Source organism: Pseudomonas sp. LBUM1652, from assembly GCF_059716105.1.
Genome location: NZ_CP166804.1, coordinates 787,002 through 809,660, shown reverse-complemented (window position 1 = coordinate 809,660; position 22,659 = coordinate 787,002). Strand labels below are relative to the sequence as shown.

General features: G+C 60.8%; 20 protein-coding genes. 11 read left to right on the top strand and 9 right to left on the bottom strand.

The window, feature by feature from the left end:
* Nucleotides 1-136: 136 nt before the first annotated feature.
* Nucleotides 137-1,495, top strand: coding sequence for an 8-oxoguanine deaminase (locus tag ACA069_RS03535; RefSeq protein WP_489880625.1), 1,359 nt, complete (start codon nt 137-139; stop codon nt 1,493-1,495).
* A 52-nt stretch (nt 1,496-1,547) separates the two neighbouring features.
* Here ACA069_RS03535 and ACA069_RS03530 read toward each other — a convergent pair whose 3' ends face one another.
* Nucleotides 1,548-2,639 (bottom strand): calcium:cation antiporter, encoded by a 1,092-nt coding sequence (locus ACA069_RS03530; protein WP_497616339.1) that lies wholly within the window; start codon nt 2,637-2,639, stop codon nt 1,548-1,550.
* A gap of 275 nt (nt 2,640-2,914) precedes the next feature.
* On the opposite strand from ACA069_RS03530, the gene ACA069_RS03525 reads away from it, so the two are divergent.
* The 3 genes from ACA069_RS03525 to ACA069_RS03515 all read left to right on the top strand — a co-directional run bounded on the left by ACA069_RS03525 (nt 2,915) and on the right by ACA069_RS03515 (nt 6,130).
* On the top strand, nt 2,915-3,988 hold the full coding sequence (locus ACA069_RS03525) for a BMP family ABC transporter substrate-binding protein (RefSeq protein WP_489880626.1): 1,074 nt from the start codon (nt 2,915-2,917) through the stop codon (nt 3,986-3,988).
* Nucleotides 3,989-4,130: 142 nt separating this feature from the next.
* Nucleotides 4,131-5,096, top strand: a complete 966-nt coding sequence (locus ACA069_RS03520; RefSeq protein WP_497616337.1) for a 2-oxoglutarate and iron-dependent oxygenase domain-containing protein — start codon at nt 4,131-4,133, stop codon at nt 5,094-5,096.
* Nucleotides 5,097-5,176: 80 nt separating this feature from the next.
* Nucleotides 5,177-6,130, top strand: a complete 954-nt coding sequence (locus ACA069_RS03515; RefSeq protein WP_497616335.1) for an adenosine deaminase — start codon at nt 5,177-5,179, stop codon at nt 6,128-6,130.
* A 46-nt stretch (nt 6,131-6,176) separates the two neighbouring features.
* Here ACA069_RS03515 and ACA069_RS03510 read toward each other — a convergent pair whose 3' ends face one another.
* The 3 genes from ACA069_RS03510 to vimR form a co-directional block, all read right to left on the bottom strand.
* On the bottom strand, nt 6,177-7,556 hold the full coding sequence (locus ACA069_RS03510; RefSeq protein WP_401268737.1) for an MFS transporter: 1,380 nt from the start codon (nt 7,554-7,556) through the stop codon (nt 6,177-6,179).
* Between the two features lie 126 nt (nt 7,557-7,682).
* On the bottom strand, nt 7,683-8,417 hold the full coding sequence (locus ACA069_RS03505) for an ArsR/SmtB family transcription factor (RefSeq protein WP_401268739.1): 735 nt from the start codon (nt 8,415-8,417) through the stop codon (nt 7,683-7,685).
* 317 nt (nt 8,418-8,734) lie between these two features.
* On the bottom strand, nt 8,735-9,664 hold the full coding sequence (vimR, locus tag ACA069_RS03500) for a transcription regulator VimR (protein WP_497616333.1): 930 nt from the start codon (nt 9,662-9,664) through the stop codon (nt 8,735-8,737).
* A 128-nt stretch (nt 9,665-9,792) separates the two neighbouring features.
* Between vimR and ACA069_RS03495 the strand changes: the two genes are divergently transcribed.
* Nucleotides 9,793-10,806: a zinc-binding alcohol dehydrogenase family protein gene (locus ACA069_RS03495; RefSeq protein ID WP_497616331.1), complete on the top strand. Its 1,014-nt coding sequence runs from the start codon at nt 9,793-9,795 to the stop codon at nt 10,804-10,806.
* A gap of 153 nt (nt 10,807-10,959) precedes the next feature.
* Complete coding sequence (locus ACA069_RS03490; RefSeq protein WP_163024159.1) at nt 10,960-11,133, top strand: hypothetical protein; 174 nt, start codon at nt 10,960-10,962, stop codon at nt 11,131-11,133.
* Between the two features lie 6 nt (nt 11,134-11,139).
* On the opposite strand, the gene ACA069_RS03485 is transcribed toward ACA069_RS03490, so the two are convergent.
* Both ACA069_RS03485 and ACA069_RS03480 read right to left on the bottom strand, forming a co-directional pair.
* The gene (locus ACA069_RS03485) at nt 11,140-12,336 is read right to left on the bottom strand and encodes a multidrug effflux MFS transporter (RefSeq protein WP_497616329.1); all 1,197 of its coding nucleotides are present in this window, start codon (nt 12,334-12,336) and stop codon (nt 11,140-11,142) included.
* Nucleotides 12,337-12,426: 90 nt separating this feature from the next.
* On the bottom strand, nt 12,427-12,624 hold the full coding sequence (locus tag ACA069_RS03480) for a heavy-metal-associated domain-containing protein (protein WP_497616328.1): 198 nt from the start codon (nt 12,622-12,624) through the stop codon (nt 12,427-12,429).
* A 148-nt stretch (nt 12,625-12,772) separates the two neighbouring features.
* Here ACA069_RS03480 and ACA069_RS03475 point away from each other — a divergent pair, with 148 nt between their 5' ends.
* The 3 genes from ACA069_RS03475 (at nt 12,773) to cueR (ending at nt 16,083) form a co-directional block, all read left to right on the top strand.
* On the top strand, nt 12,773-13,156 hold the full coding sequence (locus ACA069_RS03475) for a hypothetical protein (RefSeq protein WP_489880633.1): 384 nt from the start codon (nt 12,773-12,775) through the stop codon (nt 13,154-13,156).
* A 123-nt stretch (nt 13,157-13,279) separates the two neighbouring features.
* Nucleotides 13,280-15,673 carry a copper resistance metal-translocating P1-type ATPase CueA gene (gene cueA, locus ACA069_RS03470; protein WP_497616326.1) on the top strand — a complete coding sequence of 798 codons (2,394 nt, stop codon included), beginning with the start codon at nt 13,280-13,282 and terminating at the stop codon, nt 15,671-15,673.
* Complete coding sequence (cueR, locus tag ACA069_RS03465; protein WP_401268755.1) at nt 15,670-16,083, top strand: Cu(I)-responsive transcriptional regulator; 414 nt, start codon at nt 15,670-15,672, stop codon at nt 16,081-16,083. The genes cueA and cueR overlap by 4 nt, the downstream gene beginning before the upstream one ends.
* Here cueR and ACA069_RS03460 read toward each other — a convergent pair.
* From ACA069_RS03460 to ACA069_RS03450, 3 genes are all read right to left on the bottom strand, one after another.
* Nucleotides 16,037-17,251: an MFS transporter gene (locus ACA069_RS03460; protein WP_497616324.1), complete on the bottom strand. Its 1,215-nt coding sequence runs from the start codon at nt 17,249-17,251 to the stop codon at nt 16,037-16,039. The genes cueR and ACA069_RS03460 overlap by 47 nt on opposite strands.
* 144 nt (nt 17,252-17,395) lie before the next feature.
* On the bottom strand, nt 17,396-18,292 hold the full coding sequence (locus ACA069_RS03455) for a PA4780 family RIO1-like protein kinase (RefSeq protein ID WP_187681148.1): 897 nt from the start codon (nt 18,290-18,292) through the stop codon (nt 17,396-17,398).
* A 231-nt stretch (nt 18,293-18,523) separates the two neighbouring features.
* Nucleotides 18,524-19,801, bottom strand: coding sequence for an acetyl-CoA C-acetyltransferase (locus ACA069_RS03450; protein ID WP_497616322.1), 1,278 nt, complete (start codon nt 19,799-19,801; stop codon nt 18,524-18,526).
* Between the two features lie 332 nt (nt 19,802-20,133).
* Between ACA069_RS03450 and ACA069_RS03445 the strand changes: the two genes are divergently transcribed.
* Nucleotides 20,134-21,486, top strand: a complete 1,353-nt coding sequence (locus ACA069_RS03445; RefSeq protein WP_401268762.1) for a 3-oxoacyl-ACP reductase — start codon at nt 20,134-20,136, stop codon at nt 21,484-21,486.
* Between the two features lie 2 nt (nt 21,487-21,488).
* Nucleotides 21,489-22,343: a MaoC family dehydratase gene (locus ACA069_RS03440; RefSeq protein ID WP_497616320.1), complete on the top strand. Its 855-nt coding sequence runs from the start codon at nt 21,489-21,491 to the stop codon at nt 22,341-22,343.
* The last annotated feature ends 316 nt before the right edge of the window (nt 22,344-22,659 follow it).

Below are 22,659 nucleotides of genomic sequence, written 5' to 3'. Positions count from 1 at the left end.
CCTGTCGGGTGGGGGTTGCCCATAAAGCGGTTTTGTTTGAAACTCCGCACCTCGTCCCCGCGACGACCCTGGATCAGCAGACAGGGCAACACTGAGCTGGCAACCCTGAACCCCATTTTCAGAGGAGCCGGCCACAATGCCTGCCATCCGTACCTGGTTAAAAAATCCCCTCGCCATTTTCACGTCCAACGAGCTCGATGCCCGTGGCGGTCTGGTGCTGCAAGACGGTGTGATCGTCGAAGTCCTCGCTGCCGGTCAGCAGCCGTCCGCGCCATGCAATGAAGTGTTCGACGCCCGCGAACACGTGATCCTGCCGGGCCTGATCAACACCCATCACCACTTCTACCAAACACTCACCCGCGCCTGGGCCCCGGTGGTCAATCAGCCGTTGTTTCCGTGGCTGAAAACCCTGTACCCGGTGTGGGCGCGCCTGACCCCGGAAAAACTCGCCCTCGCGACGAAAGTGGCTTTGGCTGAATTGCTGCTGTCGGGCTGCACCACCGCCGCCGACCACCACTATCTGTTCCCGGACGGTCTGGAAAACGCCATCGACGTACAAGTCGAAACCGTGCGTGAACTGGGCATGCGCGCCATGCTGACCCGAGGTTCGATGAGTCTCGGCGAGAAGGACGGTGGCCTGCCGCCGCAGCAGACCGTACAGGAAGGTCAGGTGATTCTCGACGACAGCCAGCGCCTGATTCACGAGTATCACGAGCGCGGTGACGGCGCGCAGATCCAGATCGCTTTGGCGCCGTGCTCGCCGTTTTCGGTGACGCCGGAAATCATGTCGGCCAGCGCTGAACTGGCGAATAAGCTCGACGTGCGCCTGCACACGCACCTGGCCGAAACCCTCGATGAAGAAGATTTCTGCCTGCAGCGTTTCGGCCTGCGCACCGTGGATTATCTAGACAGCGTCGGCTGGCTCGGCCCGCGCACCTGGCTGGCCCATGGCATCCACTTCAACCCGGACGAAATCGCCCGCCTCGGTCAGGCGGGCACCGGCATTTGCCACTGCCCGAGTTCGAACATGCGCCTGGCTTCCGGCATTTGCCCGAGTATCGACCTGACCGACGCTGGTGCGCTGTTTGGTCTGGGCGTCGACGGTTCGGCGTCCAACGATGCGTCGAACATGATCCTTGAAGCGCGTCAGGCGCTGTACATCCAGCGCCTGCGTTACGGCGCCGAGAAGATTACTCCGGAACGTGTTTTGGGCTGGGCAACCAAGGGTTCGGCGAGCCTGTTGGGGCGTACTGACATTGGCGAACTGGCGGTGGGCAAGCAGGCGGATCTGGCGTTGTTCAAGCTCGATGAACTGCGTTTCTCGGGTAGCCATGATCCGGTTTCGGCGTTGCTGTTGTGCGGCGCAGATCGGGCTGATCGGGTGATGATTGGTGGCAAGTGGCGTGTCATCGATGGTCAGGTTGAAGGGCTGGATCTCAAAGGTCTGATCGCTGATCACAGCCAGGCGGCGCGTCAGTTGATTGCTGGTACCTGATCTTTCCCAATCTGATCGTTCCCACGCTCTGCGTGGGAACGATCATCCGTCGTTAGAGGCCCAGCAAGGACAACATGATAAACGTCGCAAACAACACGAAGTGCGTCATGCCTTCGATGGCATTGGTCTCGCCGTCATTGAGGTTGATCGCGCTGACGATCAGCGTCAGGAAAATCATCACCGTCTGCACCGGTGTCATCGCCATCTGAAACGGCTGGCCGGTATACAGCGCCATCGCCTCCATCACCGGCACAGTCAGGATCACCGTCGACAGTGACGCGCCCATCGCAATATTGACCACCGACTGCATGCGGTTGGCCAATGCGGCGCGCAACGCGGTCAAAATCTCCGGCGCGGCCGAGATCGCCGCCACCAGAATCGCCGTGATCACCGGCGGCGCCCCCGTGCCTTCCAGGCCCAGATCGAGGGTCTTGGACATCACCTCGGCCAGTGCGCCGATCACCACTACACCCGCGACCAGAATCCCGATAGACAGCGCCAGGCTGACCGGTTTCGGCTCCTGTTCCGCCGGCTCTTTTTTGCGGCGTTTGTCCGGGTAGCTGTAGCTGAAAAAGTAGCTGTGCGGGCCGACCTGCATGCGCAGGAACAACGCGTAAAGCACCACCATCGCGCCGATGGTGAACGCCGAATAAATCTTCCAGTTGGCCTCGGGAATGAACTCCGGCACCACCATCGACACGCCCATGGCGGTGAGGATCATCACGCTGTAGCTGCGCGCCGAATCATCGTTGTAGGACTGCTCGCCGTGCTTGATCCCGCCCATCAGCGCGGCGAGGCCGAGGATGCCGTTGATATCGAGCATCACTGCGGAATAGATGGTGTCGCGCACCAGCGTCGCCGAGGCTTCGTTGCTCATCATGATCGCCAGGATCACCACTTCCACCAGCACGGCGGCCAGGGTGAGGATCATCGTGCCGTAGGGATCGCCGACTTTTTCCGCCAGCAGTTCAGCTTGATGGGCGACACGCATCGAGGCGGCGACGATGAAAGCGATCAGTACCAGACCTGAAATCAGCGCGACCATCTGGCCGCTGTGCAGCATCCAGTGTTCCAGTGGATAAGCGACGAGTGCGGCGAGCAGGGCCAGCACAAGAAAGCTTTCTTGCTTGAGGATTGAGAGCATTGCGGGCCTTTTTACCGAAGAGTGCGAATGAGCTACTGACTGCGGGGCGGCGCTAACGTTTCGTTACACCTTAGCGCACCAGTGGATGGCGTGAATTCGCAGAGTTGCACTGCGTTGGTTCCGGCCTGAAAAGATCGCAGCCTTCGGCAGCTCCTACAGGAGTACGCCGATCCAATGTAGGAGCTGCCGAAGGCTGCGATCTTTTGATTTTTTGTCCTGTTGGTCAGCAATTTGCATTGGTGCTGACCACACACAACAAAATGGAGCTCCAATTCATGCAAATACGTCCGCTGCACAAACTGCTGTGCGCCGCTATCGGTCTGGGGATCAGCCTGAGCGCCAGCGCTGCCGATCCGCTGAAGGTCGGTTTCGTCTACATCGGCCCGATCGGCGACCACGGCTGGACGTATCAGCATGAACAGGGGCGCAAGGCGCTGGCGGAGAAGCTCGGCTCACAGATCACCACCAACTACGTGGAGAACGTTGCCGAAGGCGCCGACGCCGAGCGGGTGATCCGCAACATGGCCAAGGACAAGTACGACCTGATCTTCACCACATCTTTCGGCTACATGAACCCGACGCTGAAAGTCGCCAAGCAATTTCCCAAAGTGACCTTCGAACACGCCACCGGTTACAAGCAGGACAAGAACCTCGGCACCTATCTGGCGCGCACTTACGAGGGCCGCTACGTCGGCGGTTTCCTCGCGGCAAAGATGACCAAGACCAAGAAGATCGGCTATGTCGCCTCGTTCCCGATTCCGGAAGTGATCCGCGACATCAACGCGATTCAACTGGCCCTGAACAAGTACAACCCCGGCACCGAGATCAAAGTGGTGTGGGTCAACTCGTGGTTCGATCCGGGCAAGGAAGCCGATGCCGCCAACGCACTGATCGACCAGGGTGTCGACGTGGTGTTCCAGCATACCGACAGCCCGGCACCGATTCAGGCGGCCGAACGCCGTGGGGTGTACGCGGTGGGGTATGCCTCGGACATGGCGCACTTCGGCCCGAAAGCGGTGCTGACCTCGATCGTCAACGACTGGGCGCCGCACTACATTCAGGCGACACAAAGCGTCATCAATCACACCTGGAAGTCGCAGGATTACTGGGGCGGGCTGAAAGAAGGTACGGTTGAACTGCCGATCAGCGATCTGGTGCCGGCGCCGGTTAAAGCCGAGGCCGAGCAGATCATTGCCGACATCAAGAGCGGCGCGTTGCAACCGTTTACCGGGCCGATCAAGGATCAGGCCGGGGTCGAGAAAATTCCGGCGGGTGTGAGTGCGACCACGGCGGAATTGGCGTCGATGAACTATTACGTGGAAGGCATGAAGGCTGAGATGCCGAAGTAATTTTTACTCACTACACAAAACCCTGTGGGAGCAAGCCTGCTCGCGAAAGCGGTGTGTCATTGAACAAAGATGTTGTCTGACACGCCCTCTTCGCGAGCAGGCTCGCTCCCACATTGGAAACTCACCGCCCCAAGGATTGTGTATGGATCAGCTTCCCATCATCGACATCAGCCCGCTCTACAGCGACAACCAGAACGCCTGGCCCGCCGTCGCCGCACAAATCGATCGGGCCTGCCGCGAGTGGGGCTTCTTCTATATCAAGGGCCATCCTATCCCGGCGCAGCGCATCGACGCCCTGCTCGACCATGCGCAACGCTTTTTTGCGCGACCTGCGCAGGAAAAACTTCAGATCGATATCACCCAGACCCGCCACCATCGTGGCTATGGCGCCATCGCCACCGAACAACTCGACCCGGATAAACCCAGCGACCTGAAAGAAACCTTCGACATGGGCCTGCACCTGCCGGCGAACCATCCTGATGTGCTGGCAGAAAAACCCTTGCGCGGGCCGAACCGCCATCCTGCGCAAGCGGGATGGGAAAGCTTGATGGAGCAGCATTACCTCGACATGCAGGCCCTCGCGCAAACGTTGCTGCGCGCCATGACCATTGCCCTCGGCATTGAACGTGATTTCTTCGACAGCCGTTTCAATGAGCCAGTCAGTGTGCTGCGGATGATCCACTACCCACCGCGCCACACCGCCAGTTCCGCCGAACAGCAAGGTGCCGGCGCGCACACTGATTACGGCTGCATCACCCTGCTCTATCAGGACAGCGCCGGTGGCCTGCAAGTGAAGAACGTCAACGGTGAATGGATCGATGCGCCGCCGATTGACGGCACCTTCGTGGTCAACCTCGGCGACATGATGGCGCGCTGGAGCAACGACCGTTACCGCTCGACGCCACATCGGGTGAACAGCCCGCTCGGGGTGGATCGCTATTCGATGCCGTTCTTCGCCGAACCGCACCCGGACACTCGCATCGAATGCCTGCCCGGTTGCCAGGACGCACAGCACCCGGCGAAATATCCGACCACCACTTGCGCCGAATTCCTGCTGTCGCGCTTCGCCGATACCTACGCCTATCGGCGGGAACAGGAAGCGGTGTGACGGATCGGTTGGTCAGGTTTTGCCAATTGTTTCGGCGAGCATCTGTAGAATGCCGCCATTGCACCTGATGAGAAAAGAATATGTACGACTGGCTCAACGCCCTGCCCAAGGCTGAACTGCACCTGCATCTGGAAGGCTCGCTGGAGCCCGAGCTGCTGTTCGCCCTGGCCGAACGCAACAAGATCGCCCTGCCGTGGAATGACGTCGAAACCCTGCGCAAGGCTTACGCCTTCAACAATCTGCAGGAATTTCTCGACCTGTATTACCAGGGCGCCGACGTGCTGCGCACCTCCCAGGATTTCTACGACCTGACCTGGGCCTACCTGCTGCGCTGCAAAGCGCAGAACGTGATTCACACCGAACCGTTCTTCGATCCGCAGACCCACACCGACCGGGGTATCCCGTTCGAAGTGGTGCTCAACGGCATCGCCGCCGCTTTGAAAGATGGTGAGCAGCAACTGGGTATCACCAGCGGTTTGATCCTGAGCTTCCTGCGCCACTTGAGCGAAGACGAAGCACAGAAAACCCTCGATCAGGCGCTGCCGTTCCGTGACGCGTTTGTCGCGGTCGGTCTGGACAGTTCCGAGATGGGCCATCCGCCGAGCAAGTTCCAGCGCGTGTTCGACCGCGCCCGTCACGAAGGCTTCCTGACCGTCGCCCACGCCGGTGAAGAAGGCCCGCCGGAGTACATCTGGGAAGCCATCGATCTGCTGAAAATCCAGCGTATCGACCATGGCGTGCGCGCCATCGAAGACGAGCGCCTGATGCAACGGATCATCGACGAGCAGATCCCGCTGACCGTGTGCCCGCTGTCGAACACCAAGCTCTGCGTGTTCGATCACATGTCGCAGCACAACATCCTCGACATGCTCGAACGTGGCGTGAAAGTCACGGTCAACTCCGATGACCCGGCGTACTTCGGCGGTTATGTCACCGAGAACTTCCATGCGCTGTACGAGCATTTGGGCATGACCCAGGATCAGGCCAAGCGCCTGGCCCAGAACAGCCTGGATGCGCGGTTGGTAAAACCGTAATAACGCTGAAGATCCAATGTGGGAGCGAGCTTGCTCGCGCCCACATTTATACCGATGTCGACTCTGTCAGCTCTTCCAGCGTCTTGCCTCGCGTCTCCATCCCGAACAGCCACACCACCCCCGCCGCAATCGCGAAGCACAACGCACCTAACGCAAACACCCCACCCTGCCCGGTGATCGGGAACACCAGCCCGGTGATCAACGGCCCGAGCAAGGAACCCACACGGCCAATCGCCGAGGCAAACCCCGAGCCTGTCGCCCGAGCCGAGGTTGGATACAACTCCGGCGTATAGGTGTAGAGCACCGCCCACATGCCGAACAGGAAAAACTGCATCAGCAATCCCGTGCTGATCAGCAAGGCCACGTTGCCGCCAAACACCGCGCTCTGCCCGTAGAGAAACGCCATCACCCCGCCGCCGAGCAACGTGACGATGCACACCGGTTTGCGTCCCCAGCGCTCCACCAGCCACGCGGCCATCAGAAATCCGGGAATCCCGCCGAGGGAAATCAGCACGGTGTAGTAAACCGACTGGGTTACGGCGAAACCCGACTGTTGCAGCAATGCACTGAGCCACGACGTCAGCCCGTAAAAACCCAACAGCGCAAAGAACCACAGGCTCCAGATCATCGTTGTGCGCTGGCGGTATTGCGGCGACCAGATCTGCTTCAGCGCCGAGAAAAAGTTGCCCGGAGGCGTCACGGTTCGCGGCAGGCGCAGCGGTTGCGGCAATGTCGCAACGCCAAGGGACGATCGCACGCGCTCTTCGATCCCGTTCAAGACTTTATCGGCATCTCCATGCCGCCCGGCCTGTTCCAGCCAGCGCGGTGACTCGGGTATGAAAAACCGGATCGCCAGCACAAACACCGCCGGCACCGCCAACACCAGAAAGATGTCGCGCCAGCCAATCACCGGCAACAGGAAGTACGACAGCACCCCGGCTGCGACAAAACCCAGCGGCCAGAAGCCATCCATCAATGCGATGTAGCGACCGCGCCGTTGCGCCGGAATCAGCTCGGACAACATCGACTGCGCAATGGGAAACTCCATGCCCATGCCGATCCCCAGCAGGATGCGGAACAGCGTCAGCGTCTCGACCGTTTGCGCCGTCGAGCACAGGTAACTGGCCACTCCCCAGAGAACGATGCTCCACTGAAACACCGGTTTGCGCCCGAAGCGGTCGGCGAGCATGCCGGAAAGCGACGCGCCCAGCACCATGCCGAAGAAGCTCGAACTGGCGAGCAGACCCGCCTGCGCGCTGCTCAGACCAAACTCGGCTTTGATCGAACCGAGCAGGAACGTCATCATCGCCAGATCCATGGAGTCGAAGAAAAACGCCAAGGCGATGATGATGAAAATAATCCGGTGATAACCGCTGATCGGCAGCCGTTCCAAACGTTCTGCCGCGCTGAAGCCTTGAGTGTCCATGCCGCCTCCCCCATCCGAAAAGTCCCCGGATCGAGTGTGCGCGATGGTGATTCAGAGTTAGTACTGGATGCGACCTGCTCGCAGTCGTAGACGACGCCGTAACGCCCGACGTCCTTCTCAATCGCTCTACAACGCCATTTCCAGCTCGGTTTCCCGGGCGAAACGGTGCAACTCGCGCTGTCCGGTGGCCGTCAACTGCAGGGCTCTTGAGTCATTGGGCAACGTCAGCCAACCGGACTGCATGAACAACTGCAGCAACGCCGCGCCGAGTGAACCGCCCATGTGCGGACGGCGCTCGCTCCAGTCCGGGCAGGCACAGGCTACCTGTACATTGCGATGGGCGAGTGCCTGGATGAATACCCCGCGACCGGCCAATTGTTTCGCGCCTTTTTGCGTCACCACCACGCGCTGTTCAAGCTGTTCGATCCAGCCGGCGTCGAGCAGGCGCTGGTACAGATCGGCAGCCAGCGTGCCGCCCAGGTGGTCATCGCAAAAGCGTGCGCGCAACAGCGAAGAAGGCGCTGCCTGAGGTTTGGCCATGGGTGTGGCGCGCTTGAATACTTCGGGTATTTCCCGAGGGGCACTGGCGATGGTGGCGCTGGCCAGGGCTTCTATCGCCGCCCCGACCTCCGGCGCCGAGAGACGGAAAAACCGTTTGCGACCACGGACTTCGACCTTCAACAGACCGCCGGTGGCCAGCCGTGCCAGATGCGCACTCGCCGACGACGGCGACAGCCCTGCCAGTAGCGCAAGCTCCTCGGTGTGCCGGGCCGAGCCGTCCATCAACGCCCACATCATCGCGCTGCGCTTGGGGTCGGCCAGCAACGTGGCGATCTGGCTGATGCAAGGTGCATGTTCCATGTATTCACTCCCTGTGGAATCGTATCGTCTACTGCTCGCAGACATCTTGACCAGTAATGGGTCGGCGGCCAAGACGCGAAAATCGCCCTGAACCGGGGCAAGGCAGGCCGTTGACATAACATGTTCCGGCACAGAACCCGGCGACGAAATGCAGCCCTGATCCAAACAGTGGCAGTTCGGCATTGACGGCGTTCGGGCCATGTTTCGGTACCGGCATGAGGCGGGCGCTAGTATAAGCGGGATGCAAGCCCCGTCCCGCGCCTAAGCCTGCACGGGTGGTGATTGTTCCTGACAGAAATTTCTCTATTTAGCTGCGACTAATGATCAAGTTTCTGGAAAGCGGGAAATTGACTACTCAATTCAGCGCATCGGCTGGCGAGCATTTCCCTCAGAAGGTTCACCGGCTTACTCAATTGTGCGCGATGGGCGCACAGCAAATTCAGCGGAGCGCGTTCGCACAGCAGCTCTGGCAGCAGCACTTTGAGGCGCCCGGCAAGGACATCGGCGCCCACATCCAGCCATGACTTGTAGGCAATTCCCGCTCCTGCCACCGCCCATAGACGCACGACGTCGGCGTCATCACTGAATCGGTCGCCACTGACCGTCAGGCCGACCTCGCGTTTACCGTCGTGAAAACTCCAGTGGTCATGAACCCGACTGCCGAGCATGTACAACAGGCAATTGTGCTGAGCCAGTTGTTCGAGCTGGCGCGGTTCGCCGTGCCGCGCCAGATAGGCCGGTGATGCGCAGAGCACGCGATGGTTGTCCGGGGCGATAGGCAGGGCAACCAGGCTGGAGTCTTCCGGCTCGCCATAGCGCAGAGCGATGTCCACGGGCTGGCGAAACAGATCGGCGATACGGTCGCCGAGCAGCAGGCGTACGGTGAGCTTCGGGTGCTCGCGCTGGAACTCGTCTAGCCATGGCAACAACAAGTTGCGGCCGAAGTCCGAGGGCGCCGACAGCTGCAAAATCCCGCTGACCTGTTCCTGTCCACTGGCCAGTAACCGCCGGCCCTCATCGAGATTACTCAATGCCGCACGGGCGTATTCGAGAAAACCTTCGCCCTCGGCGGTCAGGCGCAGGCTGCGCGTCGAACGGGCCAGCAGGCGCGCACCGAGTTGCTGTTCGATACGCTTGAGCGCCGCACTGGCCACGGCGGCGGACATGTCCATCACCCGCGCCGCCGCCGACAGACTGCCCAGATCCGCCGCCCGGACAAACAACTGCAAATCATCGAAACGCAGCATCCACAGCCCCGATTATCAAAAAAATATTGAAAGAGACTGCGGTTTTAGCCGGTTTTATCTTGTGAAGAAATAGCCAATCATCTGTCCCATCGAATTTGCCCTGCATTACTTACTGTTCGGAGCCACTCATGAAAGCCATTGCCTATTACGCTTCCTTGCCCATCAGCGACGCAAAAGCCCTGCAAGACATCGAACTGCCTGAGCCGATGGCCGGCCCGCGCGACCTGTTGGTGGAAGTCAAAGCCATCTCGGTCAACCCGGTGGACACCAAGGTACGGCAGAACGTAGCCCCTGAGGGTGGCGCCGCGAAAGTGCTGGGCTGGGACGTGGCCGGTGTGGTCAAGGCGGTTGGCAGTGAAGTGACGCTGTTCAAGGCTGGTGACAAAGTCTTTTACGCCGGCTCCATTGCCCGCGCGGGCGGCAACAGCGAATTGCACGTGGTCGATGAGCGGATTGTCGGCCATATGCCCAAGTCCCTCGGTTTCGCCGAAGCCGCCGCCCTGCCCCTGACTGCGATCACCGCGTGGGAGTTGTTGTTCGAACGCCTGCAAATCGGCGAAGGCCAAACCGATGAAGGCCAGAGCCTGCTGATCGTCGGCGCGGCGGGCGGGGTCGGTTCGATCCTTACTCAATTGGCCAAGCAACTGACCGGTCTTAAGGTGATCGGTACTGCATCGCGCGAGCAGACCCGTGATTGGGTCACGGAGCTGGGCGCGGATCTGGTGATCGACCATAGCCAGCCGTTGAGCGAGGAACTGAAACGCACCGGCATTAACAACGTGACCCACGTCGCCAGCCTGACCCAGACCGATCAGCATCTGGATCAATTGGTCGAAGCACTGGCGCCGCAAGGCAAACTGGCATTGATCGATGATCCGAAGTCGCTGGACGTGACCAAGCTCAAACGCAAGAGCCTGTCGCTGCACTGGGAGTTCATGTACACCCGCTCGCTGTTCGAGACGCCAGACATGATCGAGCAGCACAACCTGCTCAACCGCGTGGCCGAGCTGATTGATGCGGGGACGTTGAAGACGACGGTCGGCGAACACTTCGGCACGATCAACGCGGTCAATCTGCGCCGGGCACATGAGCTGCTGGAGAGCGGCAAAGCCAAGGGGAAAATTGTTTTAGAAGGTTTCTGAAGAGCAGAAGATCGCAGCCTGCGGCAGCGCCTGCATGGGCTGCGGTCTTTTTTTGCCGTCAGTCAGATGCTTGACCGTTGTCACAATTGCGATCGTATTCGGGTCTACAATCGAAACCTCTGCGGTACATCTTTTACGTAAGGGAGGTCAGCAATGAAGATCCTGATAAAAGAAGTGGCAAAGTCTCAATGGCAGGTTCGACTCGACCAGCACGCCGTGACATTCCGCAGTGAAGCCGAAGCCCTGGCCTTCACCCGCACCCTCGAAGCGCGAATTTGCGCGCCGCACCAGTTTCCCGACCGCAGCCAGCAGCGCGCCGCCGGCTGAGTCACCTTACGCAGCGGCTTGCGCTACCGCCCGGGCATTCTGCAAACGCCGGGTGAGCATCGCGACGCTCACTACCAACAACCCGCACAGGCTGATGACCATGGCCATCGGCATTGCGCTGCCGTCGTGCAGGATTGCCACCAGAGAAGCGGCGCCGGATGCAACGCTGAATTGCAAGCAGCCCATCAGCGCCGACGCACTGCCGGCCCGCGCTCCTTGGCCGTTCATCGCACATGCCGAAGCGTTGGGCAGGATGCAACCGAGGCTGGCGATGCAGATGAACAACGGAATCAAAAGCGGCCACAGCGCTTCGGTGTGCAGCGCACTGACCGCCAGCAATGCCACACCCGCCAACAGGTACACCCACACTGCACGCGCCAGCAGAAAGGCCGGGCCGCGTTTGGCCAATAGCCGCGCATTGACCTGAGCCACCAGAATGAAACCCGCCGCGTTGGTGCCGAACAACCAGCCGAAATGCTCGGCCGGCACGCCGTAAAGTTTGATGAAGACGAACGGCGAACCGGCGATGTAGGAAAACATCCCGGCGACGGCGATACCCCCGGTCAGGGCGTGGCCGAGAAATACCCGATCCTTGAACAGCCGCCCGTACTGACGCAGTGCACCGGACAACGGCTGGCGCGGCACATGGTCAGGCAGACTTTCCGGCAGACCGAGGGCCACGGCCAAGCCCGCCAATGCACTGAACCCGGTCAACACCAGGAAGATCGACTGCCAGCCTGTGGTGTTGACCAGCAGCCCGCCCAGCATCGGCGCCAGAATCGGTGCCAGGCCCATCACCAGCATCAATTGCGAGAACACCTTCGCCGAGCCCACCGCATCGCATTTGTCGCTGACCACCGCCCGGGCAATCACCATCCCCGCGCAACCGCCCAGCGCCTGGACAAAACGCGCGCCGATCAGCCACTCAAGGTTTGGCGCATAAGCACAGGCCAGTGACGCGACGGTGAATAACCCAACGCCGCTGAGCAGCGGAATCCGCCGACCGAAACGATCGGCGACCGGGCCGTATAAAAGTTGACCAATCGACAGGCCGAGGAAATACGCAGCCAGCGTCAGTTGAACGTGTTTTTCATCGGTGCCAAAGGCCAGCGCCATCGACGGGAATGCCGGCAGATAGAAGTCGATCGCTAAAGGACCGAAGGCGCTCAAGGCGCCAAGGATCAGAATGGTACGGAGGTTCATCAGGCATCCAGGTTGGCAAGTCGGCAGCCCGACAGTCTAGCCGCGCCCGGACGCCTTGAACATTCCGATAGCTCGCTAACTATAAAAACCTCAGGCCAGTTTTGCCGGATAGCCTTCTTCGCTGATGATCGCGATGACCTGTTCTGCGCTCAGCGCACTTTCGACGCCGACTTCTTTGGCAGCCAGATCGACGCGCACACTGGCCGCCGGATCCTTGGACTGCAGGGCTTGAGTGACGGCTTTGACGCAGTGACCGCAGGACATGCCTTGAACATTGAACACTTGCATGGAGTGACTCCTTTGAGTGAGGTTGCCGGCAGTTTCGAGCTTGCCACGATGGTAAGGTCAAGTTCTTGAATAAACTGCCGGGCTGGCAATCGGCGCCGCGCTCGGCCAAGCTGCATGCATCTATGACATGAACTCAGGAGATTCAGCCATGCGCTGGTCAGCATTCAGCCTGTTTGGCTTTCTCAGTCTTTTTGCCGCTTTCCCTTCGGCGCACGCCGCCGGAGAGGACTACGGGGTGCTGATCATTTCCCGCGAGCGCCTGGAAGTGGCGACCTCCTGCGAGATTGGCGTGTATATCCAGGATCAATTGTCGGCGCGGCTGTTTCAGGAACAGAGCACCTCGTTCAACCTGCCGCCGGGCAATGTGTCGCTGCGTCTGAAACTGTTGCCGGGGCAAGTGCCGGGCTGCAATCCGGGATTGCTGGCGCCAGGTTCACAGAACATCACGCTCAAGGCCGGGGACGTGTTGAAGTTCCGGATTGCGATGGCGCAAGAAGGGATGTACCTCAAACCCGCCGCTCTCGGGTACTAAGTCGCTCCCACATGATCGTTCCCACGCTTCGCATGGGAACGATCAACGGTAGAAGATTGGCGCTTGACCTTGCCCGCGTGGCAAGGTTGATCCTGTAGGCAACTTCTACAGGGAGCGTGACCGATGTCCGAATCCATCACTTTCGATCTGCCGATTGCCGGCATGACCTGCGCCAGTTGCGCCGGGCGTGTCGAGCGCGCCTTGAGCAAAGTCATCGGCGCCAGTGCCGTCAGCGTCAACCTCGCCACCGAACAGGCGCGAGTCCACGCGCCCGGTGACAGTTTGCCGGCGTTGATGGCAGCCGTTGAGCGCGCCGGTTACAGCGTGCCGCAACAAACCATCGAGTTAAGCATCGACGGCATGACCTGCGCTTCCTGCGTGGGTCGCGTCGAGCGCGCCCTGAACAAAGTCCCGGGCGTTAAAAGCGTCAGCGTCAATCTGGCCAACGAACGCGCCCACCTCGAACTGCTCGGCCAGGTCGACTCACAAACCCTGCTCGACGCCGTGAGCAAGGCCGGTTACTCGGCCAGCATCTGGCAAGCCGAACATCCGCAAACCGATAACCAGCAACAGCGCCTGCAACATGAACGCTGGGCGCTGATCTGCGCGATTGCCCTCGCGCTCCCATTGGTGTTGCCGATGTTACTGCAGCCATTCGGCATCCATTGGATGCTGCCGGCCTGGGTGCAATTCGCCCTCGCCACACCTGTGCAATTCATCTTCGGTGCGCGCTTTTACGTGGCCGCGTGGAAAGCCGTGCGCGCCGGCGCAGGCAACATGGACTTGCTCGTCGCGCTCGGCACCAGCGCCGGGTATGGCTTGAGTCTTTACGAGTGGGCGACCGCCGCCGGGCGCATGCCGCATCTGTATTTCGAAGCCTCGGCCGTGGTGATTGCACTGGTACTGCTCGGTAAATATCTGGAGAGCCGCGCCAAACGTCAGACCGCCAGCGCCATTCGCGCCCTTGAAGCCTTGCGTCCGGAGCGGGCGATTCAAGTGATCGACGGCCGCGAACAGGACGTCGCCATCAGCGCCCTGCGCCTGAACGATCAGGTACTGGTCAAACCCGGCGAGCGTTTCCCGGTCGATGGCGAAGTGCTGGAAGGCCAAAGCCACGCCGACGAAGCCTTGATCAGCGGCGAAAGCCTGCCGGTGCCGAAACAACCGGGTGATAAAGTCACCGGCGGCGCGATCAACGGTGAAGGCCGCTTGCTGGTGCGCACCACCGCCCTTGGCGCCGAAAGCGTGCTGGCGCGGATCATTCGTCTGGTCGAAGACGCTCAAGCGGCGAAAGCACCGATCCAGAAACTGGTGGATAAAGTCAGCCAAGTGTTCGTGCCGACAGTATTGGTGTTGGCCCTGGCGACGCTGATCGGCTGGTGGCTATACGGCGCGCCGCTGGAAACCGCGCTGATCAATGCTGTCGCGGTATTGGTCATCGCTTGCCCCTGTGCGCTCGGCCTCGCCACGCCGACCGCGATCATGGCCGGCACTGGCGTGGCCGCGCGTCACGGCATTCTGATCAAGGACGCCGAAGCCCTGGAACGTGCCCATGAAGTCAGCAACGTGGTGTTCGACAAAACCGGCACGCTGACCTCTGGCACGCCGCGCATCGCCCATTTCAGCGCGGTCGATGGCGACGAAAACACACTGCTGAAACTGGCCGGCGCGCTGCAACGTGGCAGTGAGCATCCGTTGGCCAAAGCCGTGCTGGATGCGGCCGCTGAACGTGATCTGAAGGTGCCCGACGTCAGCGATAGCCAATCCCTGACCGGTCGCGGCATCGCCGGCAGCCTAGACGGTCGGCGTCTGGCGCTGGGCAATCGGCGGATGCTCGAAGAAAGTGGTTTGAGCACCGGCAGTCTGGCTGACTCTGCGCAAGCCTGGGAAGCCGAGGGCCGCACCCTTTCATGGCTGATCGAACAAAGTCCGCAGCCGCGCGTGCTCGGTCTGTTCGCTTTCGGTGACACGTTGAAACCCGGCGCACTGGAAGCGGTGCAACAACTCGCCGCCCGAGATATCCAAAGCCATCTGCTGACCGGCGACAACCGTGGCAGCGCGCGCGTCGTGGCCGAGGCTCTGGGCATCAAAAATGTTCACGCCGAAGTGTTGCCGGCGGACAAAGCCGCCACCGTTGCCGAGCTGAAGAAAACCGGCGTGGTCGCCATGGTCGGCGACGGTATCAACGACGCCCCGGCACTCGCGGCGGCGGACATCGGCATCGCCATGGGCGGTGGCACCGACGTGGCCATGCATGCGGCCGGCATCACCCTGATGCGCGGTGATCCACGGCTGGTGCCGGCGGCGCTGGAAATCAGCCGCAAGACCTACGCGAAGATCCGCCAGAACCTGTTCTGGGCCTTCGTCTACAACCTGATCGGCATTCCGCTGGCGGCGTTCGGCTTCCTCAACCCGGTGCTGGCCGGTGCGGCGATGGCGCTGTCGAGCGTCAGCGTGGTGAGCAATGCGCTACTGTTGAAAACTTGGAAACCCAAGGATCTGGAGGAGCACCGATGAACATCGGCCAAGCGGCCCGCCACAGTGGCCTGAGCGCGAAAATGATCCGTTATTACGAGTCGATCGGTTTGCTCAAAGCGGCCCATCGTACCGACAGCGGCTATCGGATTTACGGCGATGACGACTTGCACACATTGGCCTTCATCAAGCGTTCGCGGGACCTGGGGTTTTCTCTGGAGGAAGTCGGCAAGCTGCTGACGCTCTGGCAGGACCGGCAACGGGCCAGCGCCGATGTGAAGGCCCTGGCGCGGCAGCACATCGACGAGTTGAACCAGAAGATCCGCGAGCTGGGCCAGTTGCGCGACACCCTGCAGGATCTGGTCGAACACTGCCAGGGCGACCATCGCCCCGACTGCCCGATCCTCAAGGAGCTGGCGTCGGGCTGCTGCGCAACACCCGCCCGCGCCTGAGCGCCAATACTTTCACCGTGAGCAAGGTGCCGAGGGGAATGCCGTGGAACAGCATGACCACGGCACCGGGCGTCCACCATTGGTAGAACGGCGCGGCGATCAGCATGCCGATGCCGAACCCGGTCATTTGCAACAGCGTCAGGAAGCTGAAGATCGGCAGACGCAAATCCTCGGGCTCACGTTGTAGCCGCGAAAGCAGACCGACCTCGGAAAAGCCGTCGCCCAAACCCGCCGGCAATGAAAACAGCAGCAACCCGAACAGACTGTGCTGCTGGAACATCAGGATAAAACCGCAAGACATCAGCGCCACGCCGAAGAAAAACCGCCGTTCCAGGTGAATGTTGTCGGAGCCTTTCAGGCGGCTGGCGATACGCGCTCCGAGCAGCTTGCCACTGGCCCACACCGCCAGCATCAAGCCCAATGTGGTGCTTGCCGAATCCGGTGACAGCAGTTTTGAAATGATCGGAAAACCGACGTTGTGCGCGGCGCTGCCCAAGGTGTCGGCCATCGTCACGGCAAGCATCGCGGCAATCACCGGGGCACTGCGCAGACCTTGCCTGAGGGCTGACCACTCGCCGCGTGCGGATTTTTCATTGAGGATCGGGGTGTCGAAACGCAGCGGCACAATCAACAACGCTGCCAGCAAGTAGGTCAGCGCGTTTAGCGCGAACACCACTTCAAAACCGAAACCGGCCACCAGCAATCCCGAAACCAGACTGCCGCCAACCATCGCCGCCGATGAGGCCGAGGTGATCCAGGCGTTGGTCTTGAGCAAATGCGCAGGCTCAATCAAGCGCGGCAACTGGCTATTGAGACCGATGGCGAACATCGAATTGCCCAGGCCCAGGCCGAAGGCGATAAACGGCAACAGCAGCGCTTGCTGAGCGACCGGCACGATCAATAGCAACCCCAACACACCGGCACGCAACAGATCGAAGGCGATCAGCGGCAGACGGCCGCTGAAGCGTCGGTAAAACCCCGTGCCGATCAGACTGGCGAAGATCCCGCCACCGACGCGGCTGGCCAGGAAGATGCCGACGCTCATTGCGCTGTTGCTCAGCAGATAGACGTAAGTGGCCAGCGCGACCATGTTGAGGAAGGCGCCGAAATCGGAAATCAGCCGGGCGGTGATGATCAGGTGGGCGTTGCGCGGGCTGGTCACATACATTCCTTGTAGGAGCTGCCGAAGGCTGCGATCTCTTGATCTTGCCCTTAAAAAACAGGATCGAAAGATCGCAGCCTTCGGCAGCTCCTACAAGGGGTAATGCAAATATAAAAAAACCCGGCCGAAGCCGGGTTTTTTGTTACGCAATCACTGCATCCACGGTGGCGGCGGTGGTTCATCCGACTTGCCTTTGGGCTCGTCGTCTGCCGCACGAATCGCTTGCTTGCGCTCTTCGTCCAGCCGCGCCGCTTCGATCTCGCGCAGCACCCCGCCAACATCGGCCAGATCCTCCGGATCGTCGAACTCGCCGGTCAGCACGCTGGCCGGGTGCAAGGTGCCGGCTTCGTACAACGCCCACATTTCCTTGGCGTACTTGGTCTTCTTCAGTTCCGGCGCGAAACGGCCGAAATACGAAGCCATGTTGCCAACGTCACGTTCGAGCATGCTGAACGCGTGGTTGTTGCCCGCAGCATCCACCGCTTGCGGCAGGTCGATGATGACCGGCCCGGTCGGTGTCAGCAGCACGTTGAACTCGGAGAGGTCACCGTGCACCAGACCGGTACACAACATCAGCACGATCTGCGAAATCAGGAACGCGTGATACTCGCGCGCCTGATCCGGCTCCAGCACCACGTCGTTCAGACGCGGTGCCGCCTCGCCGAATTCGTCGGCCACCAGTTCCATCAACAGCACGCCGTCGAGGAAATCGTAAGGCTTGGGTACGCGTACCCCGGCACTGGCCAGACGGAACAGCGCCGCAACCTCGGCGTTCTGCCAGGCATCCTCGGTCTCTTTGCGACCGAACTTGGAGCCCTTGGCCATCGCGCGAGCCTGTCGGCTGTTGCGAACCTTGCGGCCTTCCTGATACTCGGCCGCCTGGCGGAAACTACGTTTGTTCGCCTCCTTGTAGACCTTTGCGCAACGTAACTGATTGCCGCAGCGCACCACATAAACAGCTGCTTCTTTACCACTCATCAGTGGGCGCAGCACTTCGTCGACCAGACCGTCCTCGATCAGGGGTTCAATGCGTTTTGGAGTCTTCATCAGCTTTTATTGTGGGTCCTTTATTACCAAACACGCGAATGTCACTCGTTATACGGCAATCCTCGCATCACGGGGAGGGGTTGCCGACCTGTGAACCGTGAAGATGCACACACTGTGCCGGAAAATCGACCGCTGCGAATGATAGCTGAGCCTGTCGGGAATGTTGGCAAATGACGTTGAGGGCATTTGCGACAGAATCTGACACGGCTCACTCCTGCGATGGGATTGTGGTCAGCGTTCAATAATTGCAGTTACCCCCTGCCCGCCCGCCGCACAAATCGAAATCAACCCACGCCCCTTGCCCGCCGCATCCAGCAACTTCGCCAAATTCGCGACAATCCGCCCACCGGTCGCAGCAAACGGATGCCCCGCCGCCAGCGAGCTGCCTTTCACGTTGAGTCGGCTGCGGTCGATCGAACCCAGCGGCGCATCCAACCCCAACCGGGTTTTGCAGTATTCGGGATCTTCCCAGGCCTTGAGCGTGCACAAAACCTGCGCGGCGAACGCTTCATGAATTTCGTAATAGTCAAAATCCTGCAGTCTCAGCCCATTACGCGCCAGCAGCCTTGGCACCGCATACACCGGCGCCATCAGCAGCCCCTCGGCGCCGTTGACGAAGTCCACCGCCGCCGCTTCGCCATCGCGCAGGTACGCGAGGATCGGCAAGCCGCGTTCCTTCGCCCATTCCTCACTGCCGAGCAGCACCACGGAAGCGCCGTCGGTGAGTGGCGTGGAGTTGCCCGCTGTCAGCGTGCCTTTGGCGCTTTTTTCGAAGGCCGGTTTCAGCGAGGTGAGTTTTTCCAGGGTCAGATCAGGGCGCAAATTGTTGTCGCGGGTCAGACCGAGGAACGGTGTCATCAGGTCGTTATGCCAACCCTCGCTGTAGGAAGCCGCGAGTTTGTGATGGCTTTCGAGGGCCAGTTGATCCTGATCCTCGCGAGGAATATTCCAGGTCTGCGCCATCAGCTCACAATGTTCGCCCATCGACAGGCCGGTGCGCGTTTCGCCGTTGCGCGGGAATTCCGGGATCAGGTGTTTGGGGCGCAGTTGCAGGAAAGTCTTCAGTTTGTCGCCGGTGGTCTTGGCGCGATTGGCTTGCAGAAGGATCTTGCGCAGACCTTCGCTGACGCTGATCGGCGCGTCCGACGTGGTGTCGACGCCGCCAGCGATGCCGCAATCGATCTGGCCAAGGGCGATTTTGTTGGCCACCAGCAACGCGGCTTCAAGGCCGGTGCCGCAAGCTTGCTGGATGTCGTATGCCGGGGTGGCCGGTGACAGGCGCGAGCCGAGCACGCATTCGCGGGTCAGGTTCATATCCCGTGACAATTTAAGTACCGCACCCGCCACCACCTCGCCGATGCGCTGGCCGTGCAGGTTGTAGCGTTCGATCAGGCCTTCAAGGGCTGCGGTGAGCATCGCCTGATTGCTGGCAGCGGCGTACGGTCCGTTGGAACGGGCGAAAGGGATACGGTTACCGCCGATGATCGCGACGCGGCGCAGCTGACTCATGAAAAGCTCCTTGTTAAATGATCGAAATTTCACGCAGCCCCCCTGTGGGAGCGAGCCTGTGGTGAGGGGATTTATCCCCGATGGGACGCGCAGCGGCCCCAAATTCTGCAATCGCGGTTTATCAGGCAAATCGCGTCCGCAGGTCAGGGGCCGCTGCGCACCCCATCGGGGATAAATCCCCTCGCCACATAAACTGCTCTCCCACAGCTTCCGCATTTATCTGCAAGACCTGCTAAACCTCAGTGTTCTAGCGTAGGCCTTATTGCGTGGATCGAACGATTGATTGCCGTGAGTAGTCCACACTTTGAACCCCAACTTTTGGAGAGCGTTCCATGTCTGACCGCTATATCGACTTCGCCAACTCGTCCATCGGCCATCGTCTGGTCGGGGCACTGGGCCTGCCGTCGCCGGTGCGACTGGAGCGCTGGCAGGCCGGACGCCTGCGGCCGGTGGAAGGTGCGCTGCTGATCGGCGGCGGGCCGCTGGCCGAGCGCGTCAGCGCGTTTGCCAACCGTTTGACCGAGGGGATTTATCGCTACGGCGAGCAACCGGCGACGGCCACCGAATGGATTCCCGGCCTCGGCCCGAAACTCAAAGCCGTGGTCTTCGACGCCAGTGATTTGCAGCACACCGACCAGCTCAAGCAACTGCGCGAGTTCTTTCAGCCCCTGATGAAGAATCTTGATCACAGTGCCCATCTGGTGATTCTCGGCCGTGCGCCGGAAACCCTGCGCGATCCGTTCGCCGCCAGTGCCCAACGGGCCCTGGAAGGTTTTTCCCGCTCGCTGGCCAAAGAGCTGCGCAGCGGCGGCACCCTGCAATTGATCTATGTTGGCGAAGGCGCCGAAGATCAACTGGAAGGCCCGCTGCGGTTTTTCCTCTCGCCGAAAAGTGCCTTCGTGTCCGGGCAAGTGATTCGCCTGACTGCGTGTGCCACGCCCGTGACGGACTGGACGCGACCATTGGCCGGGCGCAAGGCGCTGGTCACCGGCGCGGCACGTGGTATCGGCGCATCGATTGCCGAAACCCTGGCACGCGATGGCGCTGAGGTGATTCTGCTCGATGTACCGCCGGCCAAGACCGATCTCGAAGCCCTCGCTGCACGACTTGGCGGGCGCAGCATCACCCTCGATATCTGCGCCGAAGATGCCGCCGCGCAACTGATCGAACAATTGCCGGACGGTCTCGACATTCTCGTGCACAACGCCGGGATCACCCGCGACAAGACCCTGGCCAACATGACCCCGGAATTCTGGGACGCGGTGTTGGCGGTCAACCTCAACGCCCCGCAAGTGCTGACCAAAGCCCTGCTCGACAGCGGCACGTTGCACGACAACGCGCGGGTGGTTTTGCTCGCCTCGATCAGCGGGATCGCCGGCAATCGCGGGCAAACCAACTACGCCGCAAGCAAGGCCGGTTTGATCGGTCTTGCCCAAGCCTGGGCGCCGACGCTGCTGGAACGCGGCATCAGCATCAACGCCGTGGCCCCCGGTTTCATCGAAACCCAGATGACCGCACACATTCCCTTTGGCCTGCGTGAAGCCGGGCGACGCATGAGTTCGCTGGGCCAGGGTGGCTTGCCCCAAGACGTCGCCGAAGCCGTCGCGTGGCTGGCGCAACCGGGCACCGGCGCGTTCACCGGGCAGGCGCTGCGGGTCTGTGGACAAAGTGTTCTGGGGGCTTAGGCATGAGCATCGAATGGCACACACTGGAACGCGAACCGAGTCTGCCCGGGCTGTATGCGCGGGCAGCGACGCGTCGCAAAATCACCGGCACGCAACTGCCCGACAGCGGCCTGCGCTGTTTAGTCGATGTCGATGGCAAACGCCTGGCAAACTACCGCAAGGTCTGCGGTTTTGCCGACGACGGCCTGCTGCCGCCGACTTATCCACACATCCTCGCGTTTGCCTTGCAGATGCAATTGCTCACGGCGAAGGATTTTCCGTTTCCGCTGCTGGGGCTCATTCATCTGAGCAACCGCATTCGCGTGCTGCGCCCGATGGGTGGGATCAGTCGTGCGCAAGTCAGCGTGCGCGTGCACAACCTGCAACCGCATCCCAAGGGCGCGACGTTCGATCTGCTGACCACGCTGGATGATCAACTCGGGCCGTTGTGGGAAGCCGAAAGTCAGATGCTCTGCCGCGGGGTGAAACTTGACGGTGAGCCTGTCGAGCAGAATTGGGAATCGACCCAGGCGCTGGTGGAAACAGCGAAGTGGCAAGCCCCGGCGGACATTGGCCGGCAATACGCCAAAGTGTCGGGCGACTACAACCCGATCCACTTGAGTGCGGCCAGCGCCAAGCTGTTCGGCTTTCCCACGGCCATCGCCCACGGTTTGTGGAACAAGGCGCGCACGCTGGCGGCGTTGGCGGATCACTTGCCCAAGGCCAATCTGGAGATCACTGTGCACTTTCGCAAACCGGTGCGATTGCCAAGCGAAGTGACGTTGCTGGCGAGCGCGGCGGGCTCGAGTGGGGAACTGCGGCTGGTGGGCGCTGGAGACCTGGAACATATGGTGGGGAATTGGCAGCCGATCGCCTGATCCACATAAAGCTCGATGAAAGCAGCCTATGTGTGAAGGCATCTGTGGCGAGGGGATTTATCCCCGATGGGCGGCGCAGCCGTCGCAAACCTGCGCACAGGGTATATCTGCCCCACCCCGCTCTCAGGTTTTTGGGGCGGCTGCGCCACCCATCGGGGATAAATCCCCTCGCCACAAGAGCCTCTTTCAACACAGAGCTCTGGCATCCTGGGAGAAGGACAGCCTGTTAATTGTGTATATATCACTTAAGTTTTTACGCGACCTGTCCCCTTCCCCGATAAATACCAGGCCTTGATTCTAAAGGCTTTTTTTGCCC